The sequence below is a fragment of the Streptomyces sp. NPDC057854 genome, assembly GCF_042797055.1.
Classification (GTDB): Bacteria; Actinomycetota; Actinomycetes; order Streptomycetales; family Streptomycetaceae; genus Streptomyces.
Genome location: NZ_JBHVMF010000003.1, coordinates 1 through 18811, shown reverse-complemented (window position 1 = coordinate 18811; position 18811 = coordinate 1). Strand labels below are relative to the sequence as shown.

The window sequence follows — 18811 nt, the reverse complement described above, 5'->3', positions numbered from 1 at the left end:
GCCCATCGCGGTGCCCCACACGTCGCGAAACTCCCCAACCCCGCCCGACCGGCCCACCGCGTCCACCCCCCCCGCCCGATTCGCATACCCCGCCCGCCCCGCCGGGGCGCGCGCCCCCCCGCCCCCACGGAGCCGGGGAAACGCGTCTGCGGTGCTGCATGGCGGTGCCACCGCCAGACGAAAGGGCCCGGCTCCCCCAGGGGAGCCGGGCCCGACCACTTCCCGCCACATCCGCCGGCGTCAGCCACCGGCCGCGACCACCGGCCTCAGCCGAAGAACAGCTGCACCACGTAGAAGCTCAGCGCCGCGACGAACGCCGCCGCCGGCATCGTGATGAACCAGCCGAGGATGATGTTCTTGGCGACGCCCCAGCGGACCGCGTTCACCCGCTTCGTCGCGCCGACGCCCATGATCGCGGAGGTGATGACGTGCGTCGTCGAGATCGGCGCGTGGAAGAGGAACGCCGAGCCGAACATGATCGACGCACCGGTCGTCTCCGCCGCGAAACCCTGCGGCGGGTCCAGCTCGATGATCTTCCGGCCGAGCGTCCGCATGATGCGCCAGCCGCCCGCGTACGTACCCAGCGACAGCATCACCGCGCACGCGATCTTCACCCAGATCGGGATCGCGTCGCCCTGGTCCTGCACGTCCGCGATGACCAGCGCCATGACGACGATGCCCATCGTCTTCTGGGCGTCCTGGAGGCCGTGGCCGAGCGCCATGCCGGCCGCCGACACCGTCTGCGCGATGCGGAAACCGCGCTTCGCCTTGTGCGGGTTGGCCCGGCGGAAGAGCCACATGATCCCGCACATCACCAGGTAACCGGCGATGAGGCCGACGAACGGCGAGATGAACATCGGGATGACGATCTTGTCGAGGACGCCGCCCCAGATGACGTCCGTCCCGCCCGCGAGCGCCGCGCCCACCATGCCGCCGAAGAGGGCGTGCGAGGAGGAGGACGGCAGACCGAAGTACCAGGTGATCAGGTTCCAGATGATCGCGCCGACGAGCGCGGCGAAGAGGATGCCCATCCCCTTGTCGCCGTGCGGCGTCTCGATCAGGCCCTCGCTGACGGTCTTGGCGACCCCGCTGCCCATGAAGGCGCCGGCGAGGTTCATGACCGCCGCCATCGCGAGCGCCGCGCGCGGCGTCAACGCCCGCGTCGACACCGAGGTGGCGATCGCGTTGGCCGAGTCGTGGAAGCCGTTCGTATACGTGAAACCGAGCGCGACACCGATGGTCACGATCAGGGCGAAGGTGTCCACGAAGCCTCAGGACTCCTTGACCGCGATGGTCTCCACCGTGTTCGCCACGTGCTCGAAGGCGTCGGCCGCCTCCTCCAGCACATCCACGACCTGCTTCAGCTTGAGCACCTCGATGGCGTCGTACTTGCCGTTGAAGAGGTGGGCGAGCAGCTTGCGGTGGATCTGGTCGGCCTGGTTCTCCAGCCGGTTGACCTCGATCCAGTACTCGGTGAGGTTGTCCATCGTCCGCAGGTTCGGCATCGCCTCGGCGGTCAGCTCCGCCGCCCGGGCCAGGACCTCGATCTGCTGCTCGACGCCCTTGGGCAGTTCCTCGATGTTGTAGAGGACGACCAGGTCGACGGCCTCCTCCATGAAGTCCATGATGTCGTCGAGGGACGATGCGAGGGAGTAGATGTCCTCGCGGTCGAACGGCGTGATGAAGGAGGAGTTCAGCTGGTGGAAGATCGCGTGGGTGGCGTCGTCACCGGCGTGTTCCGCTGCCCGCATCCGCTCCGCGATCTCGGCCCGGGCGGAAGGCTCCGCTCCGAGCAGTTCCATCAGGAGCTTCGAGCCCGTGACGATGTTGTCCGCGGACGCGGCGAACATGTCGTAGAAGCTCGTCTCCCTGGGGGTCAGACGAAATCGCACGTGAGGTCCTCGGGGTGCTGGGTTTCGGTCAGGCTGATGCTAGGCGCATCATCCGGCCACGGCTAACCGGCGTCCTCTCAGTGTCGCCCATCAGGCACAGTGATCTGCACGAGACCCCCGCCCCCCAAACGGCGGGGATCGGTACCATATACCCACGTGGGGTATACACCCCCTTTTCTGGACAACGGGAGGACGCGATGACGACCACCGAGGCGGACCAGGTCACCCCCCAGGCCGTCGAATCCGTCGAGCCGGCCGACCACGCCCACGGGGTGCACGGCTACCACAAGCAGAAGGACGAGCACCTCAAGCGGCTGCGCCGGATCGAGGGCCAGATCCGAGGTCTCCAGCGGATGGTCGACGAGGACGTCTACTGCATCGACATACTCACCCAGGTCTCGGCCTCCACGAAGGCGCTGCAGTCCTTCGCCCTCCAGCTCCTGGAGGAGCACCTGCGGCACTGCGTGGCCGAAGCGGCCAGCAACGGCGGCGACCTCGACGCCAAGGTCGAGGAGGCCACCAAGGCGATCGGCCGGATGCTCCGCACCTGAGCGCCGCGGGCTACCGGCCGGCCGGCTCGCCCCGCAGGACGGCGTCGATCAGGTCGGCGCTGAGCCGGTCCCCGTCCGCGGCCGAGGCGGCGATCATCAGCTCGCCGCACAGCTCTATCTCGGCGAGGGCGACACGGTCGGGGTCAGCGGCCGCGGTCGCGGTACCGGGCGGAGCCACGCGCATTCACCTCTTCCTGCCGGAGTCGGTGTCCCAGCGTAGGGATCGCGCCACGGACCGCGCATGACACGGACGGACCATTTGGCGATGGCCCGGACCCCCGCCCGGCGGGGTCCGGCGTCCCGTCGCGCGCCCGGCGTCAGACGTCGACCTTGCCGGCGTAGATGTCCCGCCCCTCCGGCAGGGTCACCGTGACCGGCGTCCCGAAGCCGTACAGCAGCGTGGTCGAGGCCACGGCGACCGTGCGCCCCTGGTTGCTGAAGCTGAACTGGTGGCGGACCTTGCGCAGCCGGCCGGCGCCGTCGAGGTACGCGTCGAAGGGCACCGCGTCGGTGGTGAACCCTTTCGCCGCCGCGGCGAGCGGCCCGCGCAGCTGCGGCGCGGCGGCCCGGGCGGCGGCGCCGATGTCGGCGACGCCCCGGTAGTGGCGCACCCGCACCCCCGCGAGCTCCGTCTCCCCCACGTACGTCACCTCCCGCGCCCCGCGCAGCAGCTCGGCCGCCGCGCCGGGGTCGGTGGCGCCGCCGGTGACCAGGTTGCCGTCGTCGAGGGTGGTGGTGTCGACCCGCACCCACTTGTCGGCGGGGACGCCGGCGCCGCGGTTCTTCATGTAGAGGGCGCCGGGGGTCAGCAGCTCGGTGATCGGCCGGTGGGCGCTGGTGCCGGCCGCGTCCTTGGGGAGGACCACCCGGAGCCGGCCGGTGCGGGCGCGGAAGTCGTAGCCGCCCTCGCCGCGGATGGTGACGCGGGTCCCGCCGGCGGCCATCTCCATCGCGGTCGACGCCTTGGCGGTGCCGGCCCGGGCCAGGGCGTCGGCGGCCCCCCGGACGGCACCGGCCGGGTCCGGCGGCTCCCCGGGGTCTCCGGGGGCGCCGCAGCCGGTGACCGCCGCGGCGACCAGGGACGCGGTGACGGCGAGCGCTCCGCCGCCGATTCCGCGCGGACGCCCGTACCGCTGCACCACCATCGCCCGTCAACCCCCAAGAACCTGGATGTCCCGCAGCGGTTAACGACGGCACGGGCGAGCCGTCACGCGCAGTACGGTGGGGGCGTGCATGAGCAGCCCGCGACCGGTCCGCACCACACGACGACGACGGAGCGCGGTTCCTTCGCCGTGGCCCGCTGTACCTGCGGCTGGGCGGGTCCGGCCCGCCGCTCCCGCGAGCGCGCCCGCTCCGACGCGGCCGAGCACCTCGGCGTACGCGACGAGCGCGAGGTCCGGCCCTAGCGTCCCGGCGTCCGCGCCTCCGCCTACGCGGCGAGGCCCTTCTCGCCCCGGCCGTCCTCGGCGGGGCCGCCGAGGCGGGGTTCCGGGATGCCGACCGCCTCGGGGCGGGCGGCGGGCGCGCCGGCCCGGCGGGAGCGGACCAGCCGGGCGCCGCGGCGCGAGCGGGCGACGGCGGAGACCAGCGGGGTGAGCAGCGCCAGGGTGAGCGGGGCGAGGAGTAGCGCCACGGCGGTGCCGAGGGCGAGGCCGCCGATGACGTCGGTGGGGTAGTGGACGCCCATGTAGACGCGGGTGAAGCCCTCGGCGAGGGCGAGGCCGATGGCGGCGAGGCCGAAGCGGCGGTGGGCGACGAAGACGGCGACGGCGATCGCCATCGCCATCGTGGCGTGGTCGCTGACGAAGGAGTAGTCGGTCTTCCCGCCGACCAGGACCTCCAGGCCCTCGTGGTCGACGAAGGGGCGGGGCCGCTCGACGAAGCCGCGGATGGGGATGTTCACGAGGAGGGCGACGCCGGCCGCGAGCGGCGCCCAGACGAGGGCGGCGACGGCCGAGACGGAGTCCGCGGGGGTGCCGCGGCGGCGGACGCTCCACCAGCACCAGAGCGCCACGAGGACCAGCGCGAGCAGGATGCCGTACTCGCCGGTGAACTCCATGACCCGGTCGAACCAGGCGGGGGCGTCCTTGGCCAGCCCGTTGATGTCGTACAGCAGGCCGACATCCGGACTGGAACCGTCCGATGCGAGTTCAGACATCTGCCGCGGCCCCTTGCTCTCTCGTGTGCCGGGCTCTCGCGTGCCGGCTGCCAACCCCCGTGGTCAGACATGGTGGGGAACGACCCCGTCGAGGCAGGCGTTCCGCCTTTCCCCGTCGATCATGATGACGTTACCGAAGAGTGACGCTTCCTCGCAGCTCAGGGCCTGTGCCTCACGGAGAGTTCCGGTCGCCGGCCCGTCGTTCCGTCAGTTCACGCCCGGGAGGCGGGGGAACGGGTGGGCAGGGCGGCGGCGCCGTCCTTGGTGACCCGGGTCGCGCCGAAGTAGTCGGGGGTGTCGATGCGGGTGAAGCGGATCACGGCGCCCGTCCGCGGCGCGTCGATCATGTAGCCGCCGCCCACGTAGATGCCGACGTGCCGGATCGCCCGCGAGTTCGTCAGGTCGTCGGAGAAGAAGACCAGGTCGCCGGGGAGCAGCTCGTCACGGCGCGGATGCGGACCGGCGTTGTACTGGTCGTTCGCCACCCGCGGCAGCTCGATCCCCACCTCGCGGTACGCCGCCTGCGTCAGCCCCGAGCAGTCGAACCGCCCGCCCTGCGCGGCCGTGCCCGTCCCGCCCCACAGATACGGCGTGCCCAGCTTGCTCTGCGCGAAGTGGATCGCGCCGGCCGCCTGCTGCGAGGGCGCCACCCGGCCCTGCGGGCGGGCGAAGCTCTTCTCCAGCGACCGGATGATCCGCACGTAGTTCTGCGTCTCGCGGTACGGCGGCACGCCCCGGTACTTGATGACGGCGTAGGCACCGGCGTTGTACGCGGCCAGCATGTTGCTCGCCGGGTCGCCGGGCACCTTCCGCACGTACCCGGCGAGCGCGCAGTCGTACGAGGCGGCCGAGGGGATCGCGTCCTGCGGGTCCCAGATGTCCTTGTCGCCGTCGCCGTCGCCGTCGACGCCGTGGCTGGCCCAGGTGCCGGGGATGAACTGGGCGATGCCCCGCGCGTTCGCCGGCGACACGGCCCGCGGGTTCCAGCCGCTCTCCTGGTACAGCTGCGCGGCGAGCAGCGCCGGGTTGATGGCCGGGCAGAGGTTGCCCCAGCGCTGGACGAGGCCCTGGTACTTCATCGGCACCGCGCCCTTGGCGAGCGCCACCGTGCCGGTCTGCGCGGAGCCCGCGCCGCCGAGGAAGCCGGCGGCCGCCGCGTACGTACCGACCAGCAGCAGGGCCAGGAAGCCGGCGCAGACCCCGAAGGCCCCGCCGCCCAGCAGCCACGCCTTGCCCGCCCTACGCACCGTCAACCACCCCTCGGTCCCTGGCAGTACGCCCCGGCAGGCCAGTCTAGGCGGGGCGCCTCCTCCTGGGGACGGGGCGTGTCCGACGCGGCCCCAAGAGTGCAACAACGACAATCATTGCCCGGAGTCACCCTCCGTGATACACAGAGTGACCATACGCTTCTCCACATGGAATCCGGCGCGCCGCCGCAGGTCAAGACGGTCGAACCGGTCACATGTACGGGGATCGGGTAAAGAGAGCCGCCAAGGCGTCACACACGAGCGGTTTCATCAGCGAAGATAGTGGCGATGACCCATGCCGTCCGGCAGGGGTGACCAACGACCCGACAGGGGCGGTGAGTTATATGTACCTGGCGGCCGAGAAGGGCGACATCACCACCATCATCGGTGGAATCGCCCCCAACTGGGGTCCTTTCGGGAGCCTGGGCGCCGAAGCGAAGATCATGATCGAGGTCGTGATGGCCGTCGCCATCCTGCTCTGCCTCGGCATCGCCATCTGGGGCGCGGCCAAGCAGCGCATCGGCGCGACGGCGCTCCGCGACACGTTCAGCGCCGAACAGGGCAAGGGCCTGATCGTCGCCGGCCTCACCGGCGTCTTCATCATCGGATCCCTCGGAACCCTCTTCACCATCGTCTACGGAATGGCGATCTGACCGCACGTCATCTGCGGTCCCACCCACGAACGAACGAGGGGGCGTACCCGGCATGAGTCCCGGCGACGAGCACGACGGCTACGGCGGCTCGGGCCAGACCCGTACCCGCCTGCCCGAGGGCAACACCGGTGACGTCCACGGCGCCGCCCGCCGCCCCGCCCGCGGCTCACGCTCCCTGCTGACGGCGGTGGGCGTGGTCGTGCTGCTCGTCGCCGCCATCGCCTTCGCCAACCGCGGCGGCGGCCCGGAGGGCACGTCCCCCTCGTCCGGCACCCCCGGCCGGGCCGCCACCGCCGCCACCGGCACCCGCCCGGTCACCGGCACCGACGGCCTCGTCCCCACCGGCTTCGCCCACGACGAACAGGGCGCCCAGAGCGCCGCCGCCAACTACGCGACGGCCCTCGGCTCCCCGGACATGTACCAGAAGTCCCCCCGCGAGGCCCTCATCCGCGCGATCTACGCCCCGGAGGTGGTCGACGGTCTCCTGAAGCGGTACGACGCCTCCTACTCGCCCGCGCTCATGGCGAGCACCGGGCTCGAACCGAACGGCACCGCACCGGCCGGCCTCACCTTCGTGGCCCGCACCGTGCCGATCGGCACCAAGGTGACCGCGTACTCCACCGACAAGGCCACCGTCGAGGTCTGGTACGTCAACCTCACCGGCCTCGCGGGCGAGGGCTCCACCAAGCCGGTCACGTCCGCCTGGTTCACCAGCACCCAGCAGCTCGCCTGGACCGCCGAGGGCTGGCGGATCACCTCGGCCGACGAGCGCGAGGGCCCGACCCCGGTCAACGGGGACAGCCGCGCCTCCGTCGCGGACGAGATCGCCGCGGCCGTCGAGCAGTACGGAGGGTTCACCTATGCCCGCTAGCAGCACCCGGGCAGGACGGGTGAAGGCCACGGTCGTCACCACGCTCCTCACCCTCCCCGTCCTCCTCGCCTCCCGCGCCCACGCGGCCCCCACCCCGACGCCCACGGCACCCACGCCGTCCCCCACGCCGACGAGCGACGACTGCAGGCTCCTCGTCGGCCAGGCCCGCCAGATCTGCGAACGCGGCAAGGCCGGCGCCGGGACGGGCGGCACCGGAGGCGGCACCGGCGACGCGCCCGCGTCCGCGCTCGACCCCCTGTCCTCCCTCGCGCGCGGATGCGCCGACGCCGCCGTCGCCATCGTCGACTACCTCTCCAAGGCCGTGAAGGAGACCGCCGAGGTCGACTTCACGAACACCGAGTTCCTCGCCCGGTACGCCGTCGTCTTCGCCGCCGCCACCTTCCTCACCCTCCTCCTCTGGCTGCTCGCCGTCGCCAAGCGCGCCCTCCGCGGCGTGCCGCTGGCCACCGCGTTCTCCGAGGCCATCGGCTTCCTCTGGCTGACCGTCCTCGCGTCCGCCTTCACCCCGCTGGTCCTCTACACCGTCGTCAACGCCACCGACGCCATCACCGAGGTCATCGCCTCCGGCACCGGCGAACAGACCGACGTCTTCTTCGGCGCGTTCAAGGAGGCCCTCCGCAAGGGCGACTCCATCAGCGGCGGACCGATCATGCTGATCATCGTCAGCCTGGTCACCGTCCTCGCCGCCGGCGTGCTCTACCTGGAGCTGTTCCTCCGCGCCGTACTCCTCTACGTCGGCGCCCTCCTCGGCGTCGTCGTCTACTCCGGCCTCGTCGACAAGAACATGTGGGGCCACGTCCGCCGCTGGGCCGGCATCATGATCGCCGTCATCCTGGTCAAGCCGGTCATCGTGATCGTCCTCGGCCTCGCCGGCGCCCTCTCCTCCGGCACCGGACCCGACTCCTTCTCCGCCGTCGTCTCCGGCCTCGCGATCATCCTGCTCGCCATCTTCGCGTCCGCGATGATCTACCGCTTCGTCCCCGGCTTCGGCGACGAGATCGTCGCCTCCCGCAACAACCGCCTCCACCGCGCCGGGGAGAACGCCGCCGCGGCCGTCATCTCCTCCCCCGCCTCCCTCGTCTCCCAGGGCATCAAGACCCACAGCACCCGCGACAGCGGCTCCGGCGGCGGCCAGGCCCCCTCCTCCGCGGCCCCCCGCCCCGCCAACCAGCTCTCCGGCGGCGTCGCCGCCCACAGCAGCCGTACCGCCCAGGGCACCGGCGCCACGCCCCCGCCCCGCAGCAGCAGCCCCACCGCGGGCACCCCCCACAGCAACCGCAGCAACAGCAAGAACACAGGAGCAGGAGGTGCAGGGCGTTGACGACCCCGTCCCAGCCGGTCACGCCCCGCCGCACGTATCTCATCGGCCGCGCCCGGCCGAACGCGATCGTCGGCAAGAACCGCGAGACCGGCGAGATCGCCCTGATCGTCGCCGGAGCCTTCCTCGGCATGATGAGCGGGCTCCTCATCCCCTTCCTCGCCCTGCGGATCACGCTCCTCGCCGGCCTGCCCATGCTCGCCATCGCCGCCGTGTACCTCCCGTACAAGCAGCGCACCTTCTACAAGTGGTTCGAGATCAACCGCAGCTACAAGCGGATGCTCAAGCGCGGCACCGCCTACCGCTCCACCGCCGTCGAGGCCGGCACCCGCCTCGACGGCCGCGAGGTCGAGGTCGGCCCGCCGCCCGGCATCGGCCGCGTCAGCTGGCTCTCCGCCCCCTTCGGCCCCGACGAGATCGCCGTCCTCCTCCACGCGGACCGCCGCACCGTCACCGCCGCCATCGAGATCGAGGGCCCCGGCGTCGGCCTGCGCGACTCCGAGGACCAGGAAGCCCTCGTCGACCGCTTCGGCACCCTCCTCAAGCACGTCGCCAACGGCGACGGCTTCGTCACCCGCCTCCAGATGCTGGCCCGCACCCTCCCCGCCGACCCCGACGCCCACGCCAAGGACGTCGCCCAGCGCGGCGACCCGCACGCGCCCGCGTGGCTCCAGGAGTCGTACGACCAGCTCCAGTCCATGGTCTCCACCTCCAGCGAGCAGCACCGCGCCTACCTCGTCGCCTGCATGCACTACACGCGCGAACTCGCCGCCGAGGCCAACGCCATGGCCCACGCCGCCCGGCACGCCACCGGCGCCCGCCGCCTCGACCGCGACGGCGGCCTCGCCGTCGTCATGGCCCGCGAGCTCACCGACATCTGCGCCCGCCTCACCGAGGCCGACATCCGCGTCCGCCAGCCCCTCGGCCAGTCCCGGCTCGCGTCCCTGGTCCACTCCATGTACGACCCGGACCACCCGATCGACCACATCCAGGCCATGACGAAACGCAACGCCTGGCCCGCCGAACTCGACGCCATGGAGCCCACCTACCTCCAGGCCAAGACCCGCGAGTCCTCCACCCGCGCCCCCTGGTGCCACGCCACCGCCTGGGTCAAGGAATGGCCCATGACCCCGGTCGGCGTGAACTTCCTCGCCCCGCTCCTCGTCCACACCCCCGACGTCATCCGCACCGTCGCCGTCACCATGGACCTGGAGCCCACCGAGGTCGCGATCGAGCGCATGCTCACCGAGAAGACCAACGACGAGGCCGAGGCGTCCCGCCAGGCCAAGATGAACCGCACGATCGACCCCCGCGACATCGCCGCCCACGGCCGGCTCGACCAGCGGGGTGAAGATCTCGCCAGCGGCGCGGCGGGCGTCAACCTCGTCGGGTACATCACCGTATCGGCGCGCTCGCCCGAGGCCCTGGCCCGCGACAAGCGCACGATCAGGGCCTCCGCCGGCAAGTCGTACCTCAAGCTGGAGTGGTGCGACCGCGAGCACCACCGGGCCTTTGTGAACACCCTGCCGTTCGCGACCGGCATCCGCCGCTAGGGCCGAAGGGGCACCGACCGATGCGAGATCCGCTGTCCGTCCTCACCGAAGCCTTCACCTCCTTCGTCCTCGGCAAGGTGGAGACCACCCGCCTGCCCGTGCGCACCTCCACCGGACAGGCCCAGGCCGTCTACCTGCCGACCGCGGCCCCCGGCCTCGGCGACTCCGGCGTGATCATCGGCCGCGAGGTCTACAGCGGCAAGGGCTACGTCTACGACCCCTTCCAGCTGTACGGGCAGCAGCTCCCCGCCCCCCACTGGCTCGTCCTCGGCGAGTCCGGCAACGGCAAGTCGGCGCTGGAGAAGACATACGTGCTCCGCCAGCTCCGCTTCCGCGACCGGCAGGTCGTCGTCCTCGACGCCCAGGGCGAGGACGGCGTCGGCGAGTGGAACCTCATCGCCCAGGAGCTGGGGATAACCCCCATCCGCCTGGACCCCATGGTCGCCAACGACTCCGGGATCCGCCTCAACCCGCTCGACCCCGCCATCACCACCACCGGCCAGCTCGCCCTGCTGCGCACCATCATCGAGGTGGCGATGGGCCACGGCCTCGACGAGCGGTCCGGCTTCGCGCTGAAGGTCGCCCACGCCCACGTCAACGAGCACATCACCGACCGGCAGCCGATCCTCACCGACATCGTCGAACGGCTCCGCCACCCCGAGGCCGAGTCGGCGGAGGCGATGAACGTCGACATAGACGACGTACGGGCCTGGGGCCTGGACGTCGCCCTGGTGCTCGACCGGCTCGTCGACGGCGACCTGCGCGGCATGTTCGACGGCCCGACCACGGTCGGCATCGACCTCGACGCGCCCCTGATCGTCTTCGACCTGTCCCACATCGACCGCAACTCCATCGCCATGCCCATCCTCATGGCGATCGTCGGCGTGTGGCTGGAGCACACCTGGATCCGCCCCGACCGGAAGAAGCGCATCTTCCTCGTCGAGGAGGCGTGGCACATCATCAACAGCCCGTTCGTGGCCCAGCTGTTCCAGCGCCTGCTCAAGTTCGGCCGCCGCCTCGGCCTGTCCTTCGTCGCGGTCGTCCACCACCTGTCCGACGTCGTCGACGGAGCGGCGGCCAAGGAGGCCGCGGCCATCCTCAAGATGGCCTCGACCCGCACGGTCTACGCCCAGAAGGCCGACGAGGCCCGCCACACCGGGCGCGTCCTCGGCCTGCCCCGCTGGGCCGTCGAGATCATCCCGACCCTCACCCCCGGCATCGCCGTCTGGGACGTCAACGGCAACGTGCAGGTGGTGAAACACCTCATCACCGAACGGGAACGCCCGCTCGTCTACACCGACCGCGCCATGACCGAGTCCTCCGGCCCCGCCGACCCGGACCTGGAGTGGGAGACGGAGCAGCGCGCGATCCTCATCGAGCAGATGAACGACAGCTCGCAGTCGACGGTGGCGTGACGTGACGCAGGCACCGCAGAAACAGGGCGGCGTCTCGGACGGCCTCCTCATCGGGCTCTTCGCCCTGGTCCTCGGCGTCTCCCTGCTCGTCTGGACCGCGACCGGCCTGGCGGGGCTCCTCGCGCACGGCGCCTGGCCCGACGGGGTGCGGCTCACCCGCACCCCGCCGGCCCTCCGCTCCCTGGTGACCGCCCCGAAGGACCTGCCGGCCGCCTGGCCCGGCACCCCGGCCGACCAGCTCTCCGGCTACGGCCTCTTCTGGGGCCTGGTCATCGGCCAGGCGATGATCCTCGCCGTCCTCGGCGTCTTCCTCCTCGGCACCTACGCCCGCTGGCGGGCGGTCCGCGCCCAGCGCAAGGCGGGCACGTACGCGCCGCCGCCCGCGCCCGCCCCCGTACCCCTCCAGAAGCCGCAGGCCCCTGCGCCGCCCCAGGCCGCCGCCGAACCGCACGTCCCGCCGCAGCCGGCCCCACCGGCCCCGACCCCGGCGCAGGCCCAGGCACCCGTGCAGGCCCAGGCACCCGCACCGGCCCCCCGCTCCGAACCCCCCACCGAGCCCGGCACCTTCTACGGCCCGCCCGAGACCCGCCGCCCCCGCGCCGTCCAGGCCGTCCTCGACGCCGAGGGCCCGGTGCTCGTCGTCACCTCCGACCCCACGCTCTGGTCCGACACCAAGGACGTCCGCGGCAAGCTCGGCCCCGTCCTCGTCTACGACCCCGGCCACCTCTGCGACACCCCGGCCCGCCTCCACTGGTCCCCCGCCGAGGGCTGCGCCGACCCGGACACCGCCCAGGCCCGCGCCGCCGCCCTGCTCGCGCCCGTCCGCCCGCACGCCCGGCTCGACGCGGCCACCGCCGACACCGCCGAAACGCTCCTGCGCTGCTGGCTGCACGCCGCCGCCATCGACGGCCGCCCGTTCCGCCAGGTCCACCGCTGGGCGCAGGGCGCCGACGCCCACGAACCGGTCCGCATCCTCCGCGGCCACCCCAAGGCCGCCTCCGGCCTCGCCGGCCTCCTCGAAGCCGCGCTCACCGCCCACCCCGACACCCGCCGCACCGCGCAGGAGCTGACGGCCCGCGCGTTCTCCGCCCTCTCCACCGTCCACATCCGCGAGGCGTGCACCCCGCACCGAACCGATGCGCTGGCCCTGGCATCTTTCGCCGCCGAAGGGGGCACCCTCTACGTGGTGGGTGAACCGATCGAGGACCCCCGCACCCACCCGGGCGCGATGCCCCTCCTCACCGCGCTCGCGTCGCACGTGGTCGAGCACGGCCGCCGCATGGCCGCACGGTCATCCCACGGCCGGCTCGACCCACCACTGACGCTCGTCCTCGACGACGTCGCCGCCGTCGCCCCCCTCCCCGGGCTCCCGGCCCTCGTCGCCGACGGCCCGGCCCGCGGCCTGCCCACCCTGGCCCTGATGCGCTCCCCCGAGCAGGCCCGCACCCGCTGGCCGGAGCACTCCCTCCGCTAGCCCGGCCGCCGCACTCCCGCCCTACGCCGGCCGGCGCAGCTCGTGCTCCAGGTCGCGCGGCGCACCCGAGCCCAGCGTGTCCGCCCGGCCGCCCGTCGGCACGAAACCGAAGCGGCGGTACGCGGCGAGAGCCCGCCCGTTCTCCTCGTGCACGTACAGCCGCGCCCGCGCGATCCGCGGCTCCGGCAGCACCCACGCCCACCCCAGAGCGGCCCGCAGCAGCGCGTCCACCAGCCCGCTCCCCCGCGCCTCGGGACGCACGTACACCCCCACCACATCGACCTGAGGCTCCGTCACCGCGTCACCGAACAGGCTCGTCCCGTCCTCCGGCAGCTCCACGATCACCGTCGCCGTGCCCACCCAGCGCCCGGCCGGCGCCTCCGCCACGAACTGCCGCACCCGGGTGCCCCGGTCCTCCGAGCCGCCCTCCGCCCGCTGCCGCCAGAAGGCGTCCGGGAGCGCCGCGGTCTCCTCGTACGACTCCACGAACGCCAGCGCCGCGTCCGGGTCCTGAACGGCCGCCAGACGCAGCTCCCGCACCCGCTCCCCCTCACCGGAGCGGATCGCGCGGAGCACGTACCCGCCGTGCCGGACCGCTCCCGGCGGAAGCAGCTCGTACTCCTCCTCCTGCGCGCCCGTGCCGTCCGGCACCGGCACCCGCTCACCCGACGGCGCGAAACCGAAGCGGCGGTAGAAGGCGGCGGCGCGGGCGTTCTCCTCGTGCACGTACAGCCGCACCCGCCGGATCCCGTCGACCGTCCACGACCAGGCCACGGCCGCCCGGAACAGCGCGTCGACCACGCCCGTGCCGCGCGCCTCCGGCCGGACGTACACGCCCACCAGATGCGTCTGGTCGACCTTCGCCGGCCCCCCGAACCGCACCTCGTCGGCGGGCCGTTCCACGAGCACCGTCACCGAGCCCAGCCAGCGCCCGTCCGGCGCCTCGGCGACGAACTGCCGCACCCGGCCCGCGCCGGCCTCCGACGCGGCGGCGGTCCGCTCCCGCCAGAAGTCGTCGGGGCGCGCGCCGGCGTCCTCGTACGCCTCCAGGAAGGCGAGGTGGGCGACGGGGTCCCGGAGCGCGGCGAGCCGCAGCTCGCGCGCCTTCTCCCAGTCGTCGGGCACAACGGTACGGATCTCGAAGGTCATGCCCGGCATCCTCGCCGGTCACCGCCCCCGCCCACAACGCGAATTCGCAGCTCAGGGCCGCCCCGTCGTACCCGGGTACGACACCGCCCGCGCACCTGCCGACCACGGTCGGACGCCCGCGCCCCGCCCGCTCCGTAGCGTCGGAGCCATGATCCGAGCAGAGCGACTCACCAAGCGGTACGGCGACCGCACCGTCGTCCGGGACCTCTCGTTCACCGTCCGGCCCGGCACCGTCACCGGCTTCCTCGGCCCCAACGGCGCCGGGAAGTCCACCACCCTGCGCATGATCCTCGGCCTCGACGCCCCCACCGCCGGCACCGCGACCGTCGGCGGTCGCGCGTACGCCGACCACCCGGCGCCCCTCACCCAGGTCGGCGCCCTCCTCGACGCCCGCTCCTTCCACCCGGGCCGCACCGCCTTCCACCACCTCATGGCCCTCGCCCACACCCACGGCATCCCCCGGTCCCGCGTCGAGCACGTCCTCGGCGTCACCGGCCTCACCGACGTCGCCGGCCGCCGAGTGAAGGGCTTCTCCCTCGGCATGGGCCAGCGCCTCGGGATCGCCGCCGCCCTCCTCGGCGACCCGGCCGCCGTCGTCCTGGACGAGCCCGTCAACGGCCTCGACCCGGAGGGCGTCCGCTGGATCCGCACCCTCCTCAGGGACCTCGCAGCCGAGGGCCGCACGGTCCTCGTCTCCTCGCACCTGATGAGCGAGATGGCGCTGACCGCCGACCGGCTCGTCGTCATCGGCAAGGGCCGGCTGCTCGCCGACACCACCGTCGCCGACCTCGTCCGGGACGCGGGCGCCGCCTCCGTCCTCGTCGTCTCCCCCGACGCCGACCGCCTCCGCACCCTCCTGCCGACGCCCGCCCGCACCGCCGACGAGGGACCCGGCACCCTCCGCGTCACCGGCCTCGACGCGCCCGCGATCGGCCGGATCGCCGCCGCCCACGCCGTCGAACTCCACGCCCTCACCCCGGAGACCGCCTCCCTGGAGCAGGCGTTCATGGACCTCACCCACGACTCCGTCGAGTACCAGGGAGCAGCCGCATGACGACCGCCACCGCCACCGCTTCGACGTACCGGCTCACCCCGCGCCGGATCCTCCGCTCCGAGTGGCACAAGCTGTGGACGCTCCGCTCCACCTGGATCACGGTCCTCACCGCCGTCGCGTTCGTCCTCGGCGTCGGCATCCTCATGGGCGCCACCTACACCAGCGACGGCGGCGACTCCGACGTCGACACCGTCGTCCTCACCCTGTACGGCTCCCAGCTCGGCGGCATCTCCCTCGCCGTCCTCGGCATCCTGGTCACCGCCGGCGAGTACTCCACCGGCCTGGCCCGCGCCACCTTCACCGCCGTCCCGCGGCGGCTGCCGGTCCTCGGCGCGAAGGCCGCCGTCTTCACCGCGACCGTCCTCGCCCTCTCCCTCGCGACGAACCTGCTGACCTTCCTCACCGCCCAGCTCTTCCTCTCCGACACCGACCAGGCGGCCTCCCTCACCGACGACGGCGTCCTCGCGGCCGTCACCGGCAACGCCGCCGCCACCACCCTCCTCGCCGTCCTGGCCCTCGGCCTCGGCGCCGCCCTCCGCTCGGTCCCCGGCGCGCTCGGCGCCTTCATCGGCGGCGTCGTGATCCTCCCCGAGGTCCTCGGGATGCTCCCGTACGACGCCGTCGACACCGCGCTCCGCTACTTCCCCACGCAGGCCGCCGGCGTCCTCGGCTCCGCCACCCCCCTGCCCGGCGCCCCGCCGGCCGGTGCGGCGCTCCTGGCGCTCGTCCTGTGGGCGGCGGCGTCCCTGGCCCTCCCGGCGCTGTGGCTCCGCCGCCGTGACGTGTGACGCGCGGGTACGAGGATGATGACCCGGTGACGACAGAGACGACGGCCCCCAGCCGGTACGCCCACCGCATCACGACCCGCGTCCGGGAGGCGGACGCGGCCCGCCCGTGGCCCTGGGACACGGCGGTGACCCTCACCTGGACGGTCGCCGCCCTGGTGGACGCGGCGGGCGGCTGGCGGACCGTCGCCCGGGACCCGTCCGTCCCCGTCTGGCTGGTCGTCACCACCAGCCTGGCGCTGACCCTCCCGCTGTACTGGCGCCGCCGGCACCCGACCGCGGTCCTCGCCACGATGGCGTGCGCCGCCCTCGTCAGCGACGTCTCGGGAGCCTTCCTCCAGGCCACCTACCTCCAGATGCTCCCGCTGTTCCACATCGCGCTGAGCCGCCCGCCGCGCCGCCTGCTGTGGGCGCTGGCCCTGATCCTGCCGCCGCTGGTGGCGGGCGCGCTCCGCTTCCAGCGGGACGCCTGGGACCAGCGGGTCGTCCCCACCCTGTGGGCGTACGCCCTCGTCGCCCTGCTCGGCATCACGGTCCGCTCCCGCCGCGACCACACGGCCGGCCTGGTCGACCGGGCCCGCCGGCTGGAGATCGAGCGCGACCAGGAGGTGCGGCTGGCCGCGGCGGCCGAACGCGCCCGGATCGCCCGCGAGATGCACGACATCATCGGCCACAACCTGTCCGTCATCACCGGCCTCGCAGACGGCGGCCGGTACGCGGCGGCGAAGAGCCCCGAGCGGGCGGCGCAGGCCCTGGAGGCCATCGGCACCACCAGCCGCCAGGCCCTGGACGAACTCCGCCGCCTCCTCGGCGTCCTGAGCGGCGCCGACGAGGACCCGGCGGCCCGCGCTCCCCAGCCGACCCTCGCGGACCTGCCCGCCCTGGTCGACGGGGTACGGAAGGCGGGCCTGCCGGTCGAGACCGCGCTCCCGCCCGACCTGCCGCCGCTGGCCGCCGGCGCCCAGCTGACGGTCTACCGGGTGGTTCAGGAGGCACTGACGAACACCCTGAAACACGCGGGCCCGGGGGCGGCGGCCACGGTCCGCGCGGTGTCCGCCCCGGACGCCCTGCTGGTCACCGTCACCGACACGGGCACCCCGTCCGGCGCCCCGCCGGGACAGGGGCAGGGTCTCACCGGAATGCGCGAGCGCGCCGCCCTCTACGACGGCACACTCGACTGTGGCCCGCGGCCGGACGGCCGCGGCTGGCAGGTAGCGCTCCGTCTCCCCGTCCCCCCGGAGGAATCCCACCCGTGACGACCGTCCTGATCGCCGACGACCAGCCGATGCAGCGCTTCGGCTTCCGCATGCTGCTGGAGAGCCAGGACGACATGACGGTCGTCGGGGAGGCCGCCAACGGCACCGAGGCCGTCCGCCAGGTCGCCGCCCACCACCCCGACGTGGTCCTGATGGACATCCGCATGCCGGGCCTGGACGGCATCGAGGCCACCCGCCGCATCGTCGCCGCGGGCGCCCGCACCCGCGTCCTCATCATCACGACCTTCGACCTCGACGAGTACGCCTACGACGGCCTGCGCGCCGGCGCGAGCGGCTTCCTGGTGAAGGACGCCCAGCCGGAGGAGCTCCTGGCCGGCATCCGCGCGGTCGCCGCCGGCGACGCCGTGGTCGCCCCGAGCCTGACCCGCCGGCTCCTCGACACGTACATCCACCACCTCCCGGCCTCTCCCGGCGCGCCCGCCCCGGACGACCCCCGTCTGAGTGCCCTGACGGACCGCGAGCGCGAGATCCTGACGGTCATCGGCCAGGGCTGGACCAACACCGAGATCGCGGAGCGCCTGCACCTGGCGGAGTCCACGGTGAAGACGCACGTGACCCGCATCCTCGCGAAGACGGGCGCGCGGGACCGCGTCCAGGCGGTCATCCTGGCCTACGACACCCACCTGGTGAAACCGGCCTGAGCCGCGGGAAATCCACTCGCGGCACCGCCCCCCGCCCGCCGATCATGGGCGCATGCCCCTGAAGGACACCCTCGCCCGTGTCGACGCGGACCTGGCCGCCGGCCGCGTCCCTCTCGCCCGCCAGCGCCTGCGCGGTCTCGTCTCGTCGTTCCCGTACGACCTGACGCTCCGCCGGCGCCTGGCCGAGGTGTACCGCCTCTACGGCGACGCCGCGGAGGCCGGACGCTGGATGTATCTGGAGGAGGACCGCGACGCCGTCGAGACCGCCGCGTTCGAGGCCCGGTACGGCTCTCCCGCCTGGCGCATGAAGGCGCTGGCCTGGCGCGGCCCGGAGGCCCTGGCGGCCACCTCGGTCGCGGAAGAACGCCTGCGCGCGATCCGCGCGGCCTGCGCCGGGCAGGTGGGCCACCCCGTCGACTGGGACGACCCCGCCTCCTACGAGGACGGCTTCGACGAGCCGTACGAGCCGGAGCCCGACCGGCCGTGGACGGTCAGCGGCGTGCTGGCGGGCGCCGGCTGCCTGGTGGCCGCCCTCGCGTTCCTCGCGATATGGGTGAACGGAATCGTCGCCCTCTTCGACTGACCTCGTCGGCTCTTCTACCGTCCCGGAAACGCAGAAAAGCCCCGCACCAGAAGGTGCGGGGCTTTCCCACAATGATTGTTCGGCGGCGTCCTACTCTCCCACAGGGTCCCCCCTGCAGTACCATCGGCGCTGAAAGGCTTAGCTTCCGGGTTCGGAATGTAACCGGGCG

General features: G+C 73.1%; 19 protein-coding genes, 1 rRNA gene and 2 pseudogenes. 13 read left to right on the top strand and 9 right to left on the bottom strand.

Annotation, left to right across the window (positions count from 1 at the left end; genetic code table 11):
- Window positions 1-266: 266 nt before the first annotated feature.
- Window positions 267-1265 carry an inorganic phosphate transporter gene (locus ACFVQZ_RS06245; RefSeq protein WP_030495504.1) on the bottom strand — a complete coding sequence of 333 codons (999 nt, stop codon included), beginning with the start codon at window positions 1263-1265 and terminating at the stop codon, window positions 267-269.
- Between the two features lie 6 nt (window positions 1266-1271).
- Window positions 1272-1892 (bottom strand): DUF47 domain-containing protein, encoded by a 621-nt coding sequence (locus ACFVQZ_RS06240; protein ID WP_030495503.1) that lies wholly within the window; start codon window positions 1890-1892, stop codon window positions 1272-1274.
- Between the two features lie 197 nt (window positions 1893-2089).
- Between ACFVQZ_RS06240 and ACFVQZ_RS06235 the strand changes: the two genes are divergently transcribed.
- On the top strand, window positions 2090-2443 hold the full coding sequence (locus ACFVQZ_RS06235; RefSeq protein WP_030495502.1) for a metal-sensitive transcriptional regulator: 354 nt from the start codon (window positions 2090-2092) through the stop codon (window positions 2441-2443).
- 10 nt (window positions 2444-2453) lie between these two features.
- Here the strand turns inward: ACFVQZ_RS06235 and ACFVQZ_RS06230 are convergent, their stop codons facing one another.
- Together ACFVQZ_RS06230 and ACFVQZ_RS06225 are read right to left on the bottom strand one after the other, a co-directional pair.
- Entirely contained in the window at window positions 2454-2621 is a 168-nt protein-coding gene (locus tag ACFVQZ_RS06230; protein ID WP_321192874.1) for a hypothetical protein, read from the bottom strand.
- A 139-nt stretch (window positions 2622-2760) separates the two neighbouring features.
- On the bottom strand, window positions 2761-3588 hold the full coding sequence (locus ACFVQZ_RS06225; protein WP_383620036.1) for a hypothetical protein: 828 nt from the start codon (window positions 3586-3588) through the stop codon (window positions 2761-2763).
- Window positions 3589-3672: 84 nt separating this feature from the next.
- Between ACFVQZ_RS06225 and ACFVQZ_RS06220 the strand changes: the two genes are divergently transcribed.
- A complete protein-coding gene (locus ACFVQZ_RS06220) occupies window positions 3673-3849 on the top strand; it encodes a hypothetical protein (protein ID WP_321192873.1) in 177 nt (58 codons plus the stop codon).
- Between the two features lie 23 nt (window positions 3850-3872).
- Here the strand turns inward: ACFVQZ_RS06220 and ACFVQZ_RS06215 are convergent, their stop codons facing one another.
- Complete coding sequence (locus ACFVQZ_RS06215; RefSeq protein ID WP_383620033.1) at window positions 3873-4601, bottom strand: phosphatase PAP2 family protein; 729 nt, start codon at window positions 4599-4601, stop codon at window positions 3873-3875.
- A 212-nt stretch (window positions 4602-4813) separates the two neighbouring features.
- On the bottom strand, window positions 4814-5854 hold the full coding sequence (locus ACFVQZ_RS06210) for an NlpC/P60 family protein (protein ID WP_030495499.1): 1041 nt from the start codon (window positions 5852-5854) through the stop codon (window positions 4814-4816).
- A 338-nt stretch (window positions 5855-6192) separates the two neighbouring features.
- Between ACFVQZ_RS06210 and ACFVQZ_RS06205 the strand changes: the two genes are divergently transcribed.
- From ACFVQZ_RS06205 to ACFVQZ_RS06180, 6 genes are read left to right on the top strand one after another with little or no spacing between them, the layout of a single operon-like run.
- On the top strand, window positions 6193-6501 hold the full coding sequence (locus ACFVQZ_RS06205) for a hypothetical protein (protein ID WP_030495498.1): 309 nt from the start codon (window positions 6193-6195) through the stop codon (window positions 6499-6501).
- A 52-nt stretch (window positions 6502-6553) separates the two neighbouring features.
- Window positions 6554-7372 (top strand): hypothetical protein, encoded by an 819-nt coding sequence (locus tag ACFVQZ_RS06200; protein WP_383620030.1) that lies wholly within the window; start codon window positions 6554-6556, stop codon window positions 7370-7372.
- The gene (locus ACFVQZ_RS06195) at window positions 7362-8714 is read left to right on the top strand and encodes a hypothetical protein (protein ID WP_383620027.1); all 1353 of its coding nucleotides are present in this window, start codon (window positions 7362-7364) and stop codon (window positions 8712-8714) included. Before ACFVQZ_RS06200 ends, ACFVQZ_RS06195 begins: the two co-directional genes overlap by 11 nt.
- Window positions 8711-10264, top strand: coding sequence for an SCO6880 family protein (locus ACFVQZ_RS06190; RefSeq protein WP_030495495.1), 1554 nt, complete (start codon window positions 8711-8713; stop codon window positions 10262-10264). Before ACFVQZ_RS06195 ends, ACFVQZ_RS06190 begins: the two co-directional genes overlap by 4 nt.
- A 20-nt stretch (window positions 10265-10284) precedes the next feature.
- Entirely contained in the window at window positions 10285-11679 is a 1395-nt protein-coding gene (locus ACFVQZ_RS06185) for an ATP-binding protein (RefSeq protein ID WP_030495494.1), read from the top strand.
- Between the two features lies 1 nt (window position 11680).
- Entirely contained in the window at window positions 11681-13153 is a 1473-nt protein-coding gene (locus tag ACFVQZ_RS06180; RefSeq protein ID WP_383620024.1) for a type IV secretory system conjugative DNA transfer family protein, read from the top strand.
- Between the two features lie 21 nt (window positions 13154-13174).
- On the opposite strand, the pseudogene ACFVQZ_RS06175 reads toward ACFVQZ_RS06180, so the two are convergent.
- Together ACFVQZ_RS06175 and ACFVQZ_RS06170 are read right to left on the bottom strand one after the other, a co-directional pair.
- Window positions 13175-13543: pseudogene (locus ACFVQZ_RS06175) on the bottom strand (GNAT family N-acetyltransferase); the annotation flags it as partial.
- Window positions 13544-13753: 210 nt separating this feature from the next.
- Window positions 13754-14302: pseudogene (locus tag ACFVQZ_RS06170) on the bottom strand (GNAT family N-acetyltransferase); the annotation flags it as partial.
- Window positions 14303-14450: 148 nt separating this feature from the next.
- Between ACFVQZ_RS06170 and ACFVQZ_RS06165 the strand changes: the two are divergent.
- The 5 genes from ACFVQZ_RS06165 to ACFVQZ_RS06145 are packed head-to-tail and all read left to right on the top strand — an operon-like array spanning window position 14451 to window position 18642.
- Window positions 14451-15356: an ABC transporter ATP-binding protein gene (locus ACFVQZ_RS06165; protein WP_383620022.1), complete on the top strand. Its 906-nt coding sequence runs from the start codon at window positions 14451-14453 to the stop codon at window positions 15354-15356.
- Window positions 15353-16144 (top strand): ABC transporter permease, encoded by a 792-nt coding sequence (locus ACFVQZ_RS06160; protein WP_383620019.1) that lies wholly within the window; start codon window positions 15353-15355, stop codon window positions 16142-16144. The genes ACFVQZ_RS06165 and ACFVQZ_RS06160 overlap by 4 nt, the downstream gene beginning before the upstream one ends.
- Before the next feature lie 26 nt (window positions 16145-16170).
- A complete protein-coding gene (locus ACFVQZ_RS06155; protein ID WP_383620016.1) occupies window positions 16171-17397 on the top strand; it encodes a sensor histidine kinase in 1227 nt (408 codons plus the stop codon).
- Window positions 17394-18059, top strand: a complete 666-nt coding sequence (locus ACFVQZ_RS06150; protein WP_383620014.1) for a response regulator — start codon at window positions 17394-17396, stop codon at window positions 18057-18059. The genes ACFVQZ_RS06155 and ACFVQZ_RS06150 overlap by 4 nt, the downstream gene beginning before the upstream one ends.
- A 52-nt stretch (window positions 18060-18111) precedes the next feature.
- The gene (locus ACFVQZ_RS06145; RefSeq protein WP_383620012.1) at window positions 18112-18642 is read left to right on the top strand and encodes a DUF6584 family protein; all 531 of its coding nucleotides are present in this window, start codon (window positions 18112-18114) and stop codon (window positions 18640-18642) included.
- 77 nt (window positions 18643-18719) lie between these two features.
- Here ACFVQZ_RS06145 and rrf read toward each other — a convergent pair.
- Window positions 18720-18811: ribosomal RNA gene (rrf, locus tag ACFVQZ_RS06140) — 5S ribosomal RNA — on the bottom strand; the annotation flags it as partial.

Coding starts and splice junctions, on each gene's coding strand:
- ACFVQZ_RS06235 (WP_030495502.1), top strand. CDS start 2,090: ATGACGACCACCGAGGCGGACCAGGTCACCCCCCAGGCCGTCGAATCC.
- ACFVQZ_RS06225 (WP_383620036.1), bottom strand. CDS start 3,588: ATGGTGGTGCAGCGGTACGGGCGTCCGCGCGGAATCGGCGGCGGAGCG.
- ACFVQZ_RS06215 (WP_383620033.1), bottom strand. CDS start 4,601: ATGTCTGAACTCGCATCGGACGGTTCCAGTCCGGATGTCGGCCTGCTG.
- ACFVQZ_RS06205 (WP_030495498.1), top strand. CDS start 6,193: ATGTACCTGGCGGCCGAGAAGGGCGACATCACCACCATCATCGGTGGA.
- ACFVQZ_RS06200 (WP_383620030.1), top strand. CDS start 6,554: ATGAGTCCCGGCGACGAGCACGACGGCTACGGCGGCTCGGGCCAGACC.
- ACFVQZ_RS06195 (WP_383620027.1), top strand. CDS start 7,362: ATGCCCGCTAGCAGCACCCGGGCAGGACGGGTGAAGGCCACGGTCGTC.
- ACFVQZ_RS06185 (WP_030495494.1), top strand. CDS start 10,285: ATGCGAGATCCGCTGTCCGTCCTCACCGAAGCCTTCACCTCCTTCGTC.
- ACFVQZ_RS06165 (WP_383620022.1), top strand. CDS start 14,451: ATGATCCGAGCAGAGCGACTCACCAAGCGGTACGGCGACCGCACCGTC.
- ACFVQZ_RS06160 (WP_383620019.1), top strand. CDS start 15,353: ATGACGACCGCCACCGCCACCGCTTCGACGTACCGGCTCACCCCGCGC.
- ACFVQZ_RS06145 (WP_383620012.1), top strand. CDS start 18,112: ATGCCCCTGAAGGACACCCTCGCCCGTGTCGACGCGGACCTGGCCGCC.